The organism is Methylocystis sp. (assembly GCF_051062815.1).
Classification (GTDB): domain Bacteria; phylum Pseudomonadota; class Alphaproteobacteria; order Rhizobiales; family Beijerinckiaceae; genus Methylocystis.
This window is the reverse complement of the sequence record NZ_JBPFDU010000078.1, coordinates 296,871-312,895: the sequence shown is the minus strand read 5'-3', so window position 1 is coordinate 312,895 and position 16,025 is coordinate 296,871. Positions and strand designations below refer to the sequence as shown.

Sequence of the window (16,025 nt, the reverse complement as noted above, 5' to 3'; positions counted from 1 at the left end):
GCATGACTCGGATGTTCGGACTCCTATTTTGCGCGCGGCTCGCCGGCGCCGCAACGGCCTATGGCGCGGAGGCCCCCTGCGCGCCGGTCGACATCGCGCCGTCTCCGACGCCGGCAGCTTCGCGCGTCAAGAATTATGCGCCGGTTTTCGAGAGCTGCGCGAGCGAAAGCCGCTCAACGCGGCTCGCCGTCCGGCGCATGAGCGTCGACGGGACGCCGCTGATCCTGACGGTCGACCCGCAATCGCTGCAGACGTCGCTGGAGCGGGCGGCATGCTGGCGCTGCGAAGCGACGAGCGATGCGGCGCAGGCCGCGACGCGCTATCTCCAGGCGTTGCATCCGCCGCAAGACCCGACGCGTCCGCCGGCGCTCGTCAACGCCGGCCTCATTCACGGCGCCGGCGGCGGCGGGGCCTTTGTGACCGGCGACCTCTGCCCGAGCCGCAAGCCGTTGGACCGCGCCTTTTTCGAAAAACTCGCCGCGCAAGGCAAGCATACGCCCGTGATGCTCGCCATCTCCGGCGGCTGGATCGCCCGCCACGGCGCCGACTTCGCCTGGCTGCGCGAGAAGGCGCGCAGCGGCGCGCTCGACATCGCCTGGGCCAATCATTCCTACAGCCATCCCTATGTTCGCCGCCTTCCGGACGGGCGGAATTACTTCCTGCGGCCAGGCGTGGACGTCGATCGCGAGATTTTCGAGACGGAAAAGCTCATGATCGCCCAGGGCGAAACGCCGTCGGCATTTTTTCGCTTTCCGGGTCTCGTCGCCGACGCCGCGCTGCTGGAGAACGTCCGCAGCCGGCATCTCATCGCGCTCGGCGCCGACTCCTGGCTGGCGCTCGGCTTAAGGCCCCGCCCCGGCTCGATCGTGCTCGTGCACCCGAACGGCAATGAGCCGGTGGGCATAAAGCTGTTTTTGCGGCTGATGCAGACCGGCGTGATGCCGTTGCCCCTACGCCCCATCAATGAGGCTCCGTGAGTCCCCTGTTTGATGAGCCCCTATTTGACGAGATTAACTGTGTAGTTGTTGTAGCTGCCGATATATTTCTCGCGGAAGCCGACCGTCCGGCATGTCGGCGAGCAACAGGCGTTGATGCACCACTCGTAGGCGCTCTGCGGCACGCATGTGTTGAAAGGGCCGCTCCACGCAGCGCCGTCGGTTCGACTCGGCGTACCAATAATAGTAGGTGTTGACGCTCCCCCGGCCGGGCGTCTTCTTCGCCGTAATCGGCTTCTCGCTCGCCGGCCCCAAGACCGCCTTTGGCGGCGGCTTGTCGCCGAAATGCTCAGTCCCGCTGACCGTCGCCTCGGAAGGCTCGCGGCGCTGGGCCTGCGCCTCTCCACAAGCGAGCAGAAGCGCGGCGGCGGAGAGCGCCGCGACGAGTTGAAAATTGCGTCTCATGAACGCACCCCCTCGAAAATCCGCCCGCGCCGCGACGCTAGCCCGGACGCGGGACGGTTGAGCGAGGCTAGGCCCCGGCGGCGCGCCGGTGTTCGTCCGTTGGGATCATAAGCGTCGGAACCGGCGAGATGGCGACGACCCGCCGCGCGACGGCTCCATCGTGCTGGCGCATCCCAACGGCAATGAGCCGGGCGGATTGCGGCTGCTCTCCCGTCTCATCAAGATGGGCAGGCTGCCCGGCCCGCTGCGGCCGATCAATGATGCGCCGTAGCCGCCGGCTTACGCCCAGCGCCGCACGCGCGCGCGATTAGCTTCGTATGTCTCGCCGAATTTCGCCGCGAGATAGGCCTCTTAGGGCAGGATCGCGAGGCGACAGAGCGCGCTGCCGAGCGGCGCGGCGAGCAGCAGCGTCCACCAGGAGTTGGCCAGGAAAGCCACGCCGACGAACAGCATCACCACCGAGAGGTAGGTCGGGTTACGGCTCACGGCGTAGGCGCCGGTCGTGACCAGCGCCGTCGACGATTTGCGCACGTCGAACGCCGTGCCCGCCCGCCTCAGTTCGAAAACAGCGGATAGGACAAGCGCGACCGAACAGATCACCGCCAAAGCGCCAAGAATCATGGCGCCGCCCTTGTCGAGAATGGGCGCGGGCGCAAACCAGCCGATCCCAAGGCCCGCCGCCAGAGTTGAGGCAAGCACGATCGGGGGCAAAATTCTCACCCTGGCCGAATCTTCCACGACGGCGTCCTCCAGCGGCCCCGAAGGATGGCTCAAGGACGCGGCGCGCGCAACGGGCCCGGGGCGCCGGGCCGCCAAATCCCTTACATTGACAAGGTTTCCGGCGGCTCTTATCTCTCCGGCGGAAACGCCGCGTCGATCTCGGCGCTCCGCCGTTGGCGCGATGTCGCAGGCGGATGTTATTCATGCATTATGCGACGTTCCGCCGGCCGCCGTTCCCCGGCGCGCCGAGAAGGCGGCAGACGCTGCTCGGGAGAAAGGTTCGCAAGGATGATCGGCGCACTCGCCAAGAAGATTTTCGGCTCGGCCAATGACCGCCGGCTCAAGACCTACGCGCCGAAGGTCAACGCGATCAACGCCCTGGAGGCGGACGTCGAAGCGCTGACCGACGATGAGTTGAAGGACCGAACCCACCAGTTCCGCGAAGAGCTCGCCGCCGGCAAGTCACTCGACGATCTGCTCGTTCCCGCATTCGCCACGGTGCGCGAGGCGGCCAAGCGCACCCTCGGCCAACGCCATTTCGACGTCCAGCTCGTCGGCGGCATGGTGCTGCATGAAGGCGCGATCGCCGAGATGCGCACCGGCGAAGGCAAGACTCTCGTCGCCACGCTCGCCGTCTATCTCAACGCGCTCGCCGGCAAAGGCGTCCATGTCGTCACGGTGAACGACTATCTCGCCAAGCGCGACTCCGAATGGATGGGGCAGATCTACAGATTTCTCGGCATGAGCGTCGGGGTCGTGGTGCATGACCTCATGGACGAGGATCGCGCCGCCGCCTACGCTTGCGACATCACCTACGGCACCAACAACGAATTCGGCTTCGACTATCTGCGCGACAATATGAAATATGAATTCTCGCAGATGGTTCAGCGCGGACATAATTATGCGATCGTCGACGAAGTGGACTCGATCCTCATCGACGAGGCGCGCACGCCGCTCATCATCTCGGGCGCGATCGACGACAAATCCGATCTTTACAACACGATCGACAAGCTGGTCCCCAAGCTCAACGCCGACGACTTCGAACTCGACGAGAAGCAGCGCACGGTTCATCTGACCGACGCCGGCAATGAGCATATGGAAGAGCTGCTGACCGAGGCCGGCGCACTGACCGAAGGCGCGCTGTACGAAGCGCACAACGTGACGCTCGTGCATCACGTCAATCAGGCGCTGCGCGCGCATAAGCTCTTCCAGAAGGACAAGGATTACATCGTCCGCAAGGGCGAGGTGGTGATCATCGACGAATTCACCGGCCGCATGATGCCGGGCCGCCGCTATTCGGAAGGCTTGCATCAGGCGCTCGAGGCGAAGGAGCATGTTCAGGTTCAGCCTGAAAACGTCACGCTCGCGTCGATCACCTTCCAAAATTACTTTCGTCTCTACGGCAAGCTCGCCGGCATGACCGGCACGGCGTCGACCGAGGCGAACGAATTCGCCGAAATCTACAAGCTGGACGTCGTCGAAATTCCAACGAACCGCGAGGTCTGCCGCCTCGACCAGGATGATGAGGTCTATCGCACGTCCAAGGAGAAGCTCGGCGCGATCGCCGCCGAAATCCAGGACGCGAACGGGCGGATGCAGCCGCTTCTCGTCGGCACGACGTCGATCGAGAAGTCGGAGCAGCTGGCGGAGTTCCTGCTCGCGCAGGGCTATACGATGATCGACTTCGTCGAATCCAAGGGACTGACCAAGCTCTACGAGGCGGCCCGTTCCGGCAAGCCGTCGAAGCTTTTCGCGGTGCTCAACGCGCGCTTCCACGAACAGGAAGCCTATATCGTCGCGGAAGCCGGCGTCCCCGGCGCGATCACCATCGCCACCAACATGGCCGGCCGCGGCACCGACATTCAGCTGGGCGGCAACGTCGAAATGCGCGTGACGCAGGAATGCGCCGGCCTCGAAGGCGATGCGCGCGCCAAGAAGGAAGCGGAAATCCGCGAGGAGGTCGCGGACTTCAAGGAGAAGGCCATCGCCGCCGGCGGCCTCTACATCATCGGCACCGAGCGTCACGAGAGCCGGCGCATCGATAATCAGCTGCGCGGCCGCTCCGGACGTCAGGGCGACCCGGGCCGCTCAAAATTCTTCCTGTCGCTGCAGGACGACCTCATGCGCATCTTCGGCTCCGAGCGCATGGATTCGATGCTGGTGAAGCTTGGCCTGCAGGAGGGCGAAGCCATCGTCCATACGTGGATCAACAAGGCGATCGAGAAGGCGCAGCATAAGGTCGAGGCGCGCAACTTCGACATCCGCAAGAACATCCTCAAGTTCGATAACGTCATGAACGACCAGCGCAAGGTGATCTTCGAGCGCCGGCTCGAAATCATGGATGAGGAGAGCGTCGAGGAGCAGACCGCCGACATGCGCGCCGACGTGGTCGACGCGATGGTGTCGCAGCACATTCCGCATGACGCCTACGCCGAGGCCTGGGACGTCAACGGGCTGGCGGAAGACGTCAAAACGAAGCTCAATCTGGATCTGCCGGTCGCCGACTGGGCGAAGGAAGAAGGCATCGCCGACGAGGAGCTCAAGGAGCGTCTGCTGGAGGCTGCCGACGCCGCTTACGCCGAGCGCGTCGAAAAGAACACCGAGCCGCTGATGCGCATGATCGAGAAGCAGGTCGTCCTGCAGTCTCTCGATACGCTGTGGCGTGAACATCTCATCGCCCTCGACCACCTTCGGCAGGTGATCGGCTGGCGCGGCTTGGCGCAGCGCGATCCGCTCAATGAGTATAAGTCCGAAGCGCTCGAGCTCTTCAAGGGCCTGATGACGCGGTGGGACGAAACGGTGACCACGCAACTGATGCGCGTCGAAGTGTCCTTCGAGGCCCCGCCTTCCGCGCCGCCGGAGCTGCCGCCGATGGAAATGTCGCATCCAAATCCCGAGGCGCTGATCGGCGGCGGACAGCAGCTTGCGCTCGATGAGCTCAATACGCGTCTCGCGGGGGTCGATTTCTCGGCGCGCGGGCTCGCGGTCAGCGAGGCGCCCCCTACGCGCGACGCGACCAATCCCGCCACTTGGGGCAAGGTGGGTCGCAATGAGCCCTGCCCTTGCGGCTCGGGTAAGAAATACAAGCATTGCCACGGCGCTCTTGTCTAAGCCGAGGATGCGGACAGCGATGTGGAAGATCAGCGTCTCGGCTCTCCTGTCGACGCTGGCGTCTTCCGCATCGGCCCGCGTCGAATGGGTGCAGGTCTCCAAGGACGATTTCTCGACCGTCTATCTGGACCCCGGCTCGCGTCGGACGTCGCCCGACGGAATCGTCTCGGTCGACGCGCTGACGGATTACAACGCCGCCTCGCCAAAAGCCGCCGCATTCGGCCTTGCCGAAAAGGGGCTGTCGGAAATCGAGAAAGTGTCGCTCGATTGCGCCAATCGGAAATACAGGTCCGAGGGCGGCGGCTGGCGGCAGAGCCAAATGGGCCAAGGAAAGATCACCAAGCCATATCCGCCGAAAGACGAATGGTCGCCGGTTCCGCCCTATTACGATGGACTCTTCGCCAAGGTCTGCGCGCGCACGTCCTCGGATGAGCGGTCGGATCGATTTGAACCGTCTGACGCCTGAGAATATAAGCGCAGCGCGGTTGAAGCGCCGCGGGTTTCCAGGAGCTTGTCGTGACCGCCATTGATTTTTCTAAAGTGCTCGTCGCTCAGGGCGGCGGCCCCACCGCCGTCATCAATCAGTCGCTCGTCGGCGCCGTGCTGGAGTCCCGCAAATTTCGCGAGGTCGAGCGGGTTTATGGCGCCTTCCACGGCGTTCGCGGCATCGTCAACGAGGATTTCGTCGACCTCACGCAGGAGACGACCCATAATCTCGAGCTCGTCGCCTGCACCCCGTCTTCGGCGCTTGGCTCGACGCGCGACAAGCCGGATCTCAAATATTGTCAGGAAATCTTCCGCGTCCTTCGCGCCCATGGAATCGGCTGCTTTTTCTATATCGGCGGCAATGATTCGTCGGACACGGTGCGCATCGTCTCGCAGGAGGCCCAAAGCGCCGGCTATCCGCTGCGGACGGTTCACATTCCAAAAACCATCGACAACGATCTGATGGTCAACGACCACACGCCGGGCTTCCCCTCGGCGGCGCGCTGGGTGGCGCAGGCGTTCGCCGGCGCGAATCTCGACAATTGGGCGCTCCCCGGGGTGTATATCGCGATCGTCATGGGCCGGCATGCGGGCTTTCTGACCGCCGCCTCGGCGCTCGGCAAGAAATTCCCCGACGACGGCCCGCATCTCATCTACATCCCTGAGCGCGCCTTCATCGTCGACAAATTCCTCGCCGACGTTAAGGCGACGATGGCGAAATACGGCCGCTGCGTCGTTGCGGCGTCAGAAGGCGTCTGCGACGAAAACCATACCCCCATCGCCGAGAAGCTGGCCAAGGCGGTGGAGCGCGACGATCACGGCAATGTCCATCTGGGCGGCGGCGCGCTGGCCGATGAACTCACCCGCCTCGTCAAGGATCGGCTCGGATTCAAGCGGGTGCGGGCCGATACATTCGGCTATGTGCAAAGGAGCTTCGTCGGCTGCGTTTCCGACGTCGACCAGCGCGAGGCGCGCGAGGTCGGTGAAAAGGCCGTGCAGTACGCCATTTGGGGCGACCGCGACGGCTCGGTGACGATCCACCGGACCGGCTTTTATTCGGTCGACTATCAGTTGACGCCGCTTGAAGAGATCGCCGCGAAGACAAAAGTCATGCCGGACGAATACATTAGCCCCTGCGGCACGGACGTCACCGACGCCTTCCGGATGTATCTCCGCCCCTTGCTTGGAAGCGGCATGCCGGACGCCTATCGCTTGCGGCTCAATCGGGTTCCCAAGATCCTGACCGCCTGAGCCGTCCGGCGAGGGCGCCTTTCTTGCTTCGATAGAGTTTCCAGTGAAGGTTGCAATTTAGCCGTCGTGTAAAATACACTCACTAGTCATGGTTCTCGGGCGCTCGTCGCTGACGACCGAAACTGGATGGGGAAACGGGCACGCCAGCCGCTTCCACTTTTTGTTAGTCTGGCGCCGGTACCACAGGTGTTCGGGCCGATTCGCCCGGCAGTCCGGCCCGATAGGAGAGCAATATGAGCAAGGTCGGCGGCGGCGATTCCAAGAACACGCTTTACTGCTCCTTTTGCGGCAAGAGCCAGCACGAGGTGCGTAAGCTCATCGCCGGACCGACGGTGTTCATCTGCGATGAATGCGTCGAATTGTGCATGGACATCATCCGCGAGGAGAACAAGTCCTCGCTGGTCAAGCAGCGCGACGGCATTCCGACCCCGCGAGAGATTTGTAAGGTTCTGGACGACTATGTCATCGGCCAGTCACAAGCCAAGCGCGTTCTCTCGGTGGCGGTCCACAACCATTACAAGCGCCTCAACCATGCCACCAAGCATGGCGACGTGGAGCTGGCGAAGTCCAACATTCTGCTGATCGGACCGACCGGCGTCGGCAAGACCATGCTGGCCCAGACTCTGGCGCGCATCCTTGATGTTCCGTTCACCATGGCCGACGCCACGACCCTGACCGAGGCGGGCTACGTCGGCGAGGACGTCGAAAATATCATCCTCAAGCTTCTGCAGGCGTCGGACTACAATGTCGAACGCGCCCAGCGCGGCATCGTCTATGTCGACGAAATCGATAAGATTTCGCGCAAGTCCGACAATCCTTCAATCACCCGCGACGTTTCGGGCGAAGGCGTGCAGCAGGCGCTCTTGAAGATCATGGAGGGCACCGTCGCCTCCGTGCCGCCGCAAGGCGGCCGCAAGCATCCCCAGCAGGAGTTCCTGCAGGTCGACACGACGAACATCCTGTTCATCTGTGGCGGCGCTTTCGCGGGGCTTGAAAAGATCATCTCCGCCCGCGGGCGCAACACGTCGATCGGCTTCGCCGCCACCGTGCAGTCGCCCGACGAACGGCGCACCGGCGACATTTTTAGGCAAGTGCAGCCGGAAGACCTGCTGAAATTTGGGCTCATCCCCGAATTCGTCGGCCGCCTCCCGGTCATTGCGACGCTCGAGGATCTTGACGAGGACGCCCTCAAGCGGATCCTGACCGAGCCTAAGAACGCGCTGGTCAAGCAGTATCAGCGGCTTTTCGAGATGGAAAACGTCGAGCTCACCTTCCAGGACGACGCGCTGTCGTCCGTCGCGCGCAAGGCGATCGAACGGCGCACCGGCGCCCGCGGCCTGCGCTCGATCATGGAAGGAATCTTGCTAGACACGATGTTCGATCTGCCAGGTTTGGAGGGAGTCGAACAGGTTGTGATCGGACCGGAAGTCGTCGAGGGCAAAGCCCGGCCGCTCTATATTTACTCCGAACGCAGCGAAAAAAGCGGCGCAAGCGCCTGACGCGCGAAGACGAAGCGACGATGTGGCGACGGCGACGCACGCGGGTTTAAGCTTGGGCGCCGCAGCGTCTTGAATCGATTATTCGCGTAACCATTTGCGTTAACAGGGCCGTCGGGCGCATCCGCCGGCGGTCTTCAACTGGCGCGAAATCGGCGGGCGACCGTATCGCGGCCTAAAGCCAAAGTCGCCCTGCGGACTCGCGCCGCCGCTTTAGCGGGACGCGTCAAGGACAGGACAAAAAGAATGTCGAACGAAAAGCGAGACGCCGTCATGCCCGGAACCATCGAAAGCTATCCGGTGCTGCCGCTGCGCGACATTGTCGTCTTCCCGCACATGATTGTTCCTCTGTTCGTCGCGCGCGAGAAATCCATCCGCGCGCTCGAAGAGGTGACGAAATCCGACAGGCTCATTCTGCTGGCGACGCAGAAGAACGCGGGCGACGACGATCCCTCGGCCGACGCGATCTACCCGATTGGAACGCTCGCCTCGGTGCTGCAGCTTCTGAAGCTGCCCGACGGCACGGTGAAGGTGCTGGTCGAAGGCGTCGCGCGCGCCAGCGTTCGCACCTACACGCGCGCAGACGATTATTACGAAGCGGACGCCGAAGTCGTCGCCGACGATCTCGCCTCTCCGGTCGAGGTCGAAGCGCTTGGCCGGTCTGTGATCGCCGAATTCGAAAGCTATGTGAAACTCAACAAGCGGGTCTCTTCCGAGGTCGTCGGCGCGGTGACGCAGATCGACGACTATTCGAAGCTCGCCGACACGGTCGCGTCTCACCTGTCGGTGAAGATCGCCGAGAAGCAGGACGTGCTTGAGACGGTCAGCGTCGCGCGCCGCCTCGAGAAATGTCTGTCGCTGATGGAGAGCGAGATCTCGGTCCTGCAGGTCGAGAAGCGCATTCGCACGCGCGTCAAGCGCCAGATGGAGAAGACGCAGCGCGAATACTATCTCAACGAGCAGATGAAGGCGATCCAGAAGGAATTGGGCGACGAGGACGGCAAGGACGATCTCGCCGAGCTCGAGGAGCGCATCAAGAACACCAAGCTATCCAAGGAAGCGCGCGACAAGGCCTTCGCCGAGTTCAAGAAGCTGCGGCAGATGTCGCCGATGTCGGCCGAAGCCACTGTCGTTCGCAACTACCTTGACTGGATCCTGTCGATCCCGTGGGGCAAGCGCTCCAAAGTGAAGCGGGATCTCGGACAGGCGGAGGAAGTGCTCGACGCCGAGCACTTCGGCCTCGACAAGGTCAAGGAGCGCATCCTTGAATATCTCGCCGTGCAGAGCCGCGCCAACAAGCTGACGGGACCGATCCTCTGCCTCGTCGGCCCGCCCGGCGTGGGCAAGACCTCGCTCGGCAAATCTATCGCCAAGGCCACGGGCCGCGACTTCGTGCGCATGTCGCTTGGCGGCGTGCGCGACGAAGCGGAAATCCGCGGCCATCGACGCACATACATCGGCTCGATGCCCGGCAAGATCATCCAGTCGATGCGCAAGGCGAAGACGTCCAATCCGCTCTTTCTCTTGGACGAGATCGACAAGATGGGCATGGACTTCCGCGGCGATCCATCGTCGGCCTTGCTCGAAGTGCTGGACCCAGAGCAGAACGCGACCTTCAACGACCATTACCTCGAAGTCGACTACGACCTTTCGAATGTGATGTTCGTGACGACGGCGAATACGCTCAATATTCCGGCGCCGCTGATGGACCGCATGGAGATCATTCGCATCGCCGGCTACACGGAAGATGAGAAGCTCGAGATCGCGCGCAGGCACCTCATCCCCAGTGCGGTGCATAAGCACGGCCTTTCGCCCGACGAATGGATGATCGCCGACGACGGGCTGCTCACCCTCATTCGCCGCTATACGCGCGAAGCGGGCGTGCGCAATCTGGAGCGCGAACTCTCGAACCTCGCGCGCAAGGCGGTGAAGGAAATCCTTCTTAAGAAGAAAGAGAAGATCCTCGTCACGAGCGAGAACCTCGCCGATTATCTCGGCGTGCCGAAGTTCCGCTATGGCGAGGCCGAACTCGAAGATCAGGTCGGCGTCGTGACCGGACTCGCCTGGACCGAGGTCGGCGGCGAATTGCTGACGATCGAAGGCGTCATGATGCCCGGCAAGGGCAAGATGACCGTGACGGGCAATCTGCGCGACGTCATGAAGGAGTCGATCTCCGCGGCGGCGTCCTATGTGCGCTCGCGCGCGGTCGACTTCGGCGTTGAACCGCCGGTCTTCGACCGACGCGATTTCCATGTGCATGTGCCGGAAGGCGCGACGCCCAAGGATGGACCGTCGGCGGGCGTGGCGATGGCGACCGCCATCGTCTCGATCATCACCGGCATTCCCGTCCGGCGCGACATCGCCATGACTGGCGAGATCACGCTGCGCGGCCGCGTCTTGCCGATCGGCGGCTTGAAGGAGAAGCTGCTGGCGGCGCTGCGTGGCGGCTTGAAGAAAGTGCTGATCCCAGAGGAGAACGCCAAGGATCTGGCGGAAATCCCGGACGCGGTGAAGAACCGCCTGGAAATCGTGCCCGTCGCGCGCATGGAAGAGGTGCTGCGGCACGCGCTGATCTCCCAGCCGACGCCGATCGAATGGCGGGAAGACGCCGCCGCGATCGCCAAGCACGCCGTCAGCGACGATGACGGCACCGGCGTCCGCGCGCACTGATCGCAGAGCCTTCAACACCTCAAGAGCCCCGCTCCTCCCAGAGCGGGGCTCTTTCCCTTTGGGCGGGTAGGATGCGCGCTGCAGCCCCCAGATTGCATGAGCATTTCGCCGCCGAGCCGCCATTTCCCCCGGAAAACCAGCGGTTCTGCGCCTTTGGCGGCCGCTAACCCTTGCTTTTCCTGCGATTCGCGACCAACACTCGCCCTCGCTGCGCAACGCCGATTCGAGGTCGCGCATTCTTACGCCGGGCGGCTCGCAGTGAAGGAGAAGGAAAAAGCCATGAACAAACTGGAACTCGTCGAGCACGTCGCGAGCGAGACGGACAGCTCGAAAGCGGCGGCGGCCGCCGCCATCGACGCCGTCATCGACGGCATCACGAAGGCCCTCAAGAAGGGCGACGAAGTTCGCCTCGTCGGCTTCGGCACCTTTTCGGTCAAGAAGCGCGCCGCCGGCAAAGGACGCAACCCGGCGACGGGCGAAGAAATCAAGATCGCCGCCTCCAAGAGCGCCCGCTTCAAGCCCGGCGCGACGCTGAAGACCGCGCTCAACAAAGCCAAGTAGCTGGGCGCGGGAGGGCGCTGGCGTCGCAGGCGTTTTTCGATACTTCGCACGACGGCCGTCGGAGCCCCGGCGGCCGTAGTTTTGAGCCGGCTTGCCTCGCGAGGCGCCCGCCCTTAAAACCCGGCGGGCGCGCATCGTGTCGGGGCGGTTAGCTCAGTTGGTAGAGCATCTCGTTTACACCGAGAGGGTCGGCGGTTCGAGACCGTCACCGCCCACCATTGGCGCCCTCGAGGCGGCGCGGGCTCGCTGCGGGAATTGGTGTTCCAAAGCCCAGGAATTCCTTTAGCTTGTTGGGACTAGGAAGGCCGCCCGGATGAGATCGATCAAGACCGTCCTCTTTGCGCTCTGCGTCGCCGCATTCGCCCCCATTTTCGCGCAAGCCGAAGAGATGAGCTTTCGCATCGTCGGCGTGAATTCCGACGGCTGCCGCGCAAATTGCCCACAAGTGATCGCGGCGCAAGGCGAAATGAGCTTAGAGACGCCCGAGGCCTTCATCGCTTTCGTGCGCGAAAATGCTCGTGGCGGCAATCTGCACGGAATTGTGCTGCTCGACTCGCCTGGCGGAAAGGTCGTCGCGTCGATGGAGCTCGGACAGGCCTTCCGCAAGCTCGGGATGGCGGTGATCGTCGCCCGTCCCGCGGCGGATCAATCTCGTACAATGGCGCTCGTATCGGGCCGCTGCTATTCGGCGTGCGTCTACGCATTGATGGGCGGCAGGAAACGCGTGATCCCGCCGCAGAGTAGCGTCGGCATCCACCGCATGTTCAATTATTCGACGAGTTTCGACATCGCCGAGGGGGGACTCGTGCGCGAGCGCAATTATGACGATGGCGGCATGCTCCAAACGCTTTCCCGCTACGCGGCGATGATGGGCGTGAGCACCGAACTCGTGAAGCTCGCCGAGCAGACGTCGCCCGATAAGCTTTACATGCTGACCGGCGCCGACATCGCCCGTTGGCGGCTTGGGTCGCGCAAGCTCTAGACGCGCCGGATTACAGGCATATCAGCAACCAGGTCAGAGCACATGAAACATATTCTCGACGGGCTTGAACGGCGGCGCGCGTCCGCCCGACTTGGCGGCGGCCAAAAGCGGATCGAAGCGCAGCACGCCCGCGGCAAGCTCACGGCGCGCGAACGAATCGAACTGCTGCTCGATCACGGCTCGTTCGAAGAATTCGACATGTTCGTCGCCCACCGCTGCACCGATTTCGGCATGGATCAGGGCGAGAAAATCTCGGGCGACGGCGTCGTCACCGGTTGGGGTACGGTCAACGGCCGCGCCGTCTTCGTCTTCGCCAAGGACTTCACCGTCTTCGGCGGCTCGCTTTCCGAGACTCACGCGCAAAAGATCACCAAGCTGCAGGACATGGCGCTGAAAAATCGCGCCCCCATCATCGGCCTGTTCGACGCCGGCGGCGCGCGCATTCAGGAAGGCGTCGCGGCGCTCGGCGGCTATGGCGAAGTCTTCCAGCGCAATGTCATGGCCTCTGGCGTCATTCCGCAAATCTCGGTGATCATGGGCCCATGCGCTGGCGGCGACGTCTACTCGCCGGCGATGACGGACTTCATCTTCATGGTGCGCGATACGAGCTATATGTTCGTGACCGGGCCCGATGTCGTGAAGACGGTGACAAATGAGACCGTCACGGCGGAAGAGCTCGGCGGCGCTTCGGTGCATACGACCAAAAGCTCGATCGCCGATCGCGCATATGACAACGACGTCGAAGCGCTCCTGCAGATGCGCAGGCTGATTGATTTCCTGCCTTCTTCCAACCAGGAAGAGGCGCCGGAATGGCCCGCTTTCGACGAGGTGGACCGGATCGACGAATCGCTCGACACGATTGTTCCGGATAATCCGAACAAGCCTTACGACATCAAGGAGCTCATCCATAAGATCGTCGATGAGGCCGACTTCTTCGAGATACAAGATGCGCACGCTCGCAATATCGTGATCGGCTTTGGCCGCATCGAAGGGCGCACGGTCGGTTTCGTCGCCAATCAACCTCTCGTGCTCGCCGGCGTGCTCGATATCGACGCCTCCAAGAAGGCCGCGCGTTTCGTGCGTTTTTGCGACTGCTTCAACATTCCGATCGTCACCTTTGTCGACGTGCCGGGTTTCCTGCCCGGGACGGCGCAAGAATACGGCGGCCTGATCAAGCATGGCGCGAAGCTGCTGTTCGCATACGCCGAAGCGACGGTGCCGAAAGTGACCGTCATCACACGAAAGGCGTTCGGCGGCGCCTATGACGTTATGGCGTCAAAACATCTTCGCGGCGACGTCAACTACGCCTGGCCGTCGGCGCAGATCGCCGTCATGGGCGCAAAGGGCGCGGTCGAAATCATCTTCCGCGCCGATCTCGGCGATCCGGAGAAGATCGCTCAGCGCACCAAGGAGTATGAAGATCGCTTCTTGTCGCCATTCGTCGCCGCAGAGCGTGGTTATATCGACGAAGTGATTACGCCGCGTTCGACCCGCAAGCGAATCGCTCGCGCGCTCGCGCTGCTTCGCCACAAGGAATTGGAGAATCCTTGGAAGAAGCACGACAACATTCCCCTGTGACGCGGCGCAATAGCGCCCGCGTCGCCGGCGCCGGCGTGATGGCGTTGCGCCATTTGCGTCGGGGTCCGCGCGATCAGCCTAATTCAGCGGCGCCCGATCACAAAATTCGTCAGACTGCACATTTTTGAAGTGACAGTCCGCCCGTTTTGTCCTAGTGTTCGCTCGCCAGGTTGGTTGGGGTAAAAGCCTAAGCGTCGAATGCGTCGCAGGAATTAAGCCCAGCTACGGTCCAAGTCGGGGAGGACGCCGAACAGAACGCAGTTCGCCGAGGCTCGCAAGATGAGCCGGCGCGAAAGGCTATCGGAGCGACTTAAGACTTCGGAGCTTGGCGTTTCAGTTCGGTTAAGGACGGGGTGCCAAAGAGCGGGGAGCGGCGGGACGCCATTCCCGCTCTTTGTGTTTTTGTCGTCGCGCGACTGATGCGTTTAATGAATCGCTAAGCGTCGAAGATTGATTCCAATCGGTCTGCACCGGATCTGCTTGGGACGTCGCCTTGACGGGCGATGACGCGCTTCCTACGTTCCGCGCACGTCTAACGAAAAGCCCAATGGAAGGCCGGCCATGTCCACGCAAAAAATCACTGACGCCACTTTCGAACAGGAAGTGCTCAAATCCGCCGAGCCGGTTGTTGTCGATTTTTGGGCGGAATGGTGCGGTCCCTGCCGCATGATCGCCCCGGCGCTGGAGGAGATCGCCGCGGAGATGAAGGGCAAGATCAAAGTCGTCAAGCTCAACATCGACGAAAACCCTGCCGTGGCGAGCAAGCTCGGCATCCGATCGATTCCGACGCTCATCCTGTTCAAGGACGGCAAAGCCGCCGCGCAAAAGGTCGGCGCCGCGCCCAAGGGCGAATTGTCGCGGTGGATCACTGCAGCCGTGTGAACGATTCTTGCAATTGGTGCCAGCGGCCGGCGCATCGCAACAGGCGTGCTCTCGAGCCATCAAACCTCGGGAGCTGCGTAGATGCGCCGACTGCATGAATTTCTTGCTTTCTGTTGCCTGATCGTTTTGACGCTCGCGCCGCTCCGCGCGGCGACAGCCAGCGAAATCACCATCGCGGCGGCGTCCGATCTCAAATTCGCGTTGCCGGAAATCGTCTCCAACTTTCAAGCCGCCCATAAGGGCGACAAGGTCGATGTTATTTACGGCTCGTCCGGCAAGCTGCAGACGCAGATCCGCGAGGGCGCGCCTTTCGACATTTTCTTTTCGGCCGACATCGCCTATGCGCGCGCGCTCCGCAAGGACGGCTTCGCGGCGACCGAGCCCACGCCCTACGCGGTCGGCAGGATCGTTTTGTGGAGCGCAACGCGGGACGCGACAAAAATGCGCCTGGAGGATCTTGCCGATCCCAAGATCGGCAAGATCGCGATCGCCAATCCGGCGCATGCGCCTTACGGCAGATGCGCGGAACAAGTGCTGCGCGCCGCCGGCCTTTGGGACAAGGTGAAGGACAAGCTTGTGTTCGGCGAGAACATCTCTCAGGCGACGCAATACGCCGAGACCGGCGCCGCCGATGTCGCGCTGACCGCTCTTTCGATCGCGTTGAGCAAGCAGGTCGCGGACAGAGGCGGCTATTCTCTGATCCCTGAGACGCTACATTCACGACTCGAACAAGCCTATGTCGTGACCCGCCAGGGCGCCGACAAACCTTTGGCGAAGACCTTTCTCGACTATCTCAAAACCGGACAGTCGCAGACGATCATGATAAAGTTTGGCTTCGCGCCCCCCGGCCAGGCCACGCGGTAGGCCGTTTTCGCCCATGCACGTATC

Annotated in this window: 14 protein-coding genes and 1 tRNA gene; 13 read left to right on the top strand and 2 right to left on the bottom strand. The window is 62.6% G+C overall.

Annotation, left to right across the window (positions count from 1 at the left end):
• Positions 1-2: 2 nt before the first annotated feature.
• Positions 3-977: a polysaccharide deacetylase family protein gene (locus tag ACR65W_RS16035; protein WP_434500012.1), complete on the top strand. Its 975-nt coding sequence runs from the start codon at positions 3-5 to the stop codon at positions 975-977.
• A gap of 33 nt (positions 978-1,010) precedes the next feature.
• Here the strand turns inward: ACR65W_RS16035 and ACR65W_RS16030 are convergent, their stop codons facing one another.
• Positions 1,011-1,400, bottom strand: coding sequence for a hypothetical protein (locus tag ACR65W_RS16030; protein WP_434500011.1), 390 nt, complete (start codon positions 1,398-1,400; stop codon positions 1,011-1,013).
• An 88-nt stretch (positions 1,401-1,488) separates the two neighbouring features.
• Between ACR65W_RS16030 and ACR65W_RS16025 the strand changes: the two genes are divergently transcribed.
• Entirely contained in the window at positions 1,489-1,671 is a 183-nt protein-coding gene (locus tag ACR65W_RS16025) for a hypothetical protein (protein WP_434500010.1), read from the top strand.
• A gap of 80 nt (positions 1,672-1,751) precedes the next feature.
• Here the strand turns inward: ACR65W_RS16025 and ACR65W_RS16020 are convergent, their stop codons facing one another.
• Entirely contained in the window at positions 1,752-2,120 is a 369-nt protein-coding gene (locus ACR65W_RS16020) for a methyltransferase family protein (protein ID WP_434500009.1), read from the bottom strand.
• Between the two features lie 288 nt (positions 2,121-2,408).
• Here ACR65W_RS16020 and secA point away from each other — a divergent pair, with 288 nt between their 5' ends.
• The 11 genes from secA (at position 2,409) to modA (ending at position 16,001) form a co-directional block, all read left to right on the top strand.
• On the top strand, positions 2,409-5,231 hold the full coding sequence (gene secA, locus ACR65W_RS16015) for a preprotein translocase subunit SecA (protein ID WP_434502801.1): 2,823 nt from the start codon (positions 2,409-2,411) through the stop codon (positions 5,229-5,231).
• Between the two features lie 19 nt (positions 5,232-5,250).
• A complete protein-coding gene (locus ACR65W_RS16010) occupies positions 5,251-5,697 on the top strand; it encodes a surface-adhesin E family protein (protein WP_434500134.1) in 447 nt (148 codons plus the stop codon).
• 50 nt (positions 5,698-5,747) lie between these two features.
• Entirely contained in the window at positions 5,748-6,968 is a 1,221-nt protein-coding gene (locus tag ACR65W_RS16005; RefSeq protein ID WP_434500133.1) for a 6-phosphofructokinase, read from the top strand.
• 233 nt (positions 6,969-7,201) lie between these two features.
• Positions 7,202-8,467: an ATP-dependent Clp protease ATP-binding subunit ClpX gene (gene clpX / locus ACR65W_RS16000; protein WP_014890255.1), complete on the top strand. Its 1,266-nt coding sequence runs from the start codon at positions 7,202-7,204 to the stop codon at positions 8,465-8,467.
• 243 nt (positions 8,468-8,710) lie between these two features.
• On the top strand, positions 8,711-11,134 hold the full coding sequence (lon, locus tag ACR65W_RS15995) for an endopeptidase La (RefSeq protein ID WP_434500132.1): 2,424 nt from the start codon (positions 8,711-8,713) through the stop codon (positions 11,132-11,134).
• A 279-nt stretch (positions 11,135-11,413) separates the two neighbouring features.
• Entirely contained in the window at positions 11,414-11,695 is a 282-nt protein-coding gene (locus ACR65W_RS15990; RefSeq protein WP_041927143.1) for an HU family DNA-binding protein, read from the top strand.
• Positions 11,696-11,837: 142 nt separating this feature from the next.
• A tRNA-Val gene (locus tag ACR65W_RS15985) sits at positions 11,838-11,913 on the top strand.
• Positions 11,914-12,008: 95 nt separating this feature from the next.
• Positions 12,009-12,677, top strand: coding sequence for a hypothetical protein (locus ACR65W_RS15980; protein WP_434500131.1), 669 nt, complete (start codon positions 12,009-12,011; stop codon positions 12,675-12,677).
• 42 nt (positions 12,678-12,719) lie between these two features.
• Entirely contained in the window at positions 12,720-14,255 is a 1,536-nt protein-coding gene (locus ACR65W_RS15975) for an acyl-CoA carboxylase subunit beta (RefSeq protein ID WP_434500130.1), read from the top strand.
• Positions 14,256-14,816: 561 nt separating this feature from the next.
• The gene (gene trxA / locus ACR65W_RS15970) at positions 14,817-15,137 is read left to right on the top strand and encodes a thioredoxin (protein ID WP_014890260.1); all 321 of its coding nucleotides are present in this window, start codon (positions 14,817-14,819) and stop codon (positions 15,135-15,137) included.
• An 81-nt stretch (positions 15,138-15,218) separates the two neighbouring features.
• A complete protein-coding gene (gene modA / locus ACR65W_RS15965) occupies positions 15,219-16,001 on the top strand; it encodes a molybdate ABC transporter substrate-binding protein (RefSeq protein WP_434500129.1) in 783 nt (260 codons plus the stop codon).
• The last annotated feature ends 24 nt before the right edge of the window (positions 16,002-16,025 follow it).

Bases quoted from the DNA above. Each gene is read 5' to 3' on its own strand.
- ACR65W_RS15990 (WP_041927143.1), top strand. From the start codon at position 11,414: ATGAACAAACTGGAACTCGTCGAGCACGTCGCGAGCGAGACGGACAGC.
- ACR65W_RS16010 (WP_434500134.1), top strand. From the start codon at position 5,251: ATGTGGAAGATCAGCGTCTCGGCTCTCCTGTCGACGCTGGCGTCTTCC.
- clpX (WP_014890255.1), top strand. From the start codon at position 7,202: ATGAGCAAGGTCGGCGGCGGCGATTCCAAGAACACGCTTTACTGCTCC.
- secA (WP_434502801.1), top strand. From the start codon at position 2,409: ATGATCGGCGCACTCGCCAAGAAGATTTTCGGCTCGGCCAATGACCGC.
- trxA (WP_014890260.1), top strand. From the start codon at position 14,817: ATGTCCACGCAAAAAATCACTGACGCCACTTTCGAACAGGAAGTGCTC.
- ACR65W_RS16030 (WP_434500011.1), bottom strand. From the start codon at position 1,400: ATGAGACGCAATTTTCAACTCGTCGCGGCGCTCTCCGCCGCCGCGCTT.
- ACR65W_RS15975 (WP_434500130.1), top strand. From the start codon at position 12,720: ATGAAACATATTCTCGACGGGCTTGAACGGCGGCGCGCGTCCGCCCGA.
- ACR65W_RS15980 (WP_434500131.1), top strand. From the start codon at position 12,009: ATGAGATCGATCAAGACCGTCCTCTTTGCGCTCTGCGTCGCCGCATTC.
- modA (WP_434500129.1), top strand. From the start codon at position 15,219: ATGCGCCGACTGCATGAATTTCTTGCTTTCTGTTGCCTGATCGTTTTG.
- lon (WP_434500132.1), top strand. From the start codon at position 8,711: ATGTCGAACGAAAAGCGAGACGCCGTCATGCCCGGAACCATCGAAAGC.
- ACR65W_RS16035 (WP_434500012.1), top strand. From the start codon at position 3: ATGACTCGGATGTTCGGACTCCTATTTTGCGCGCGGCTCGCCGGCGCC.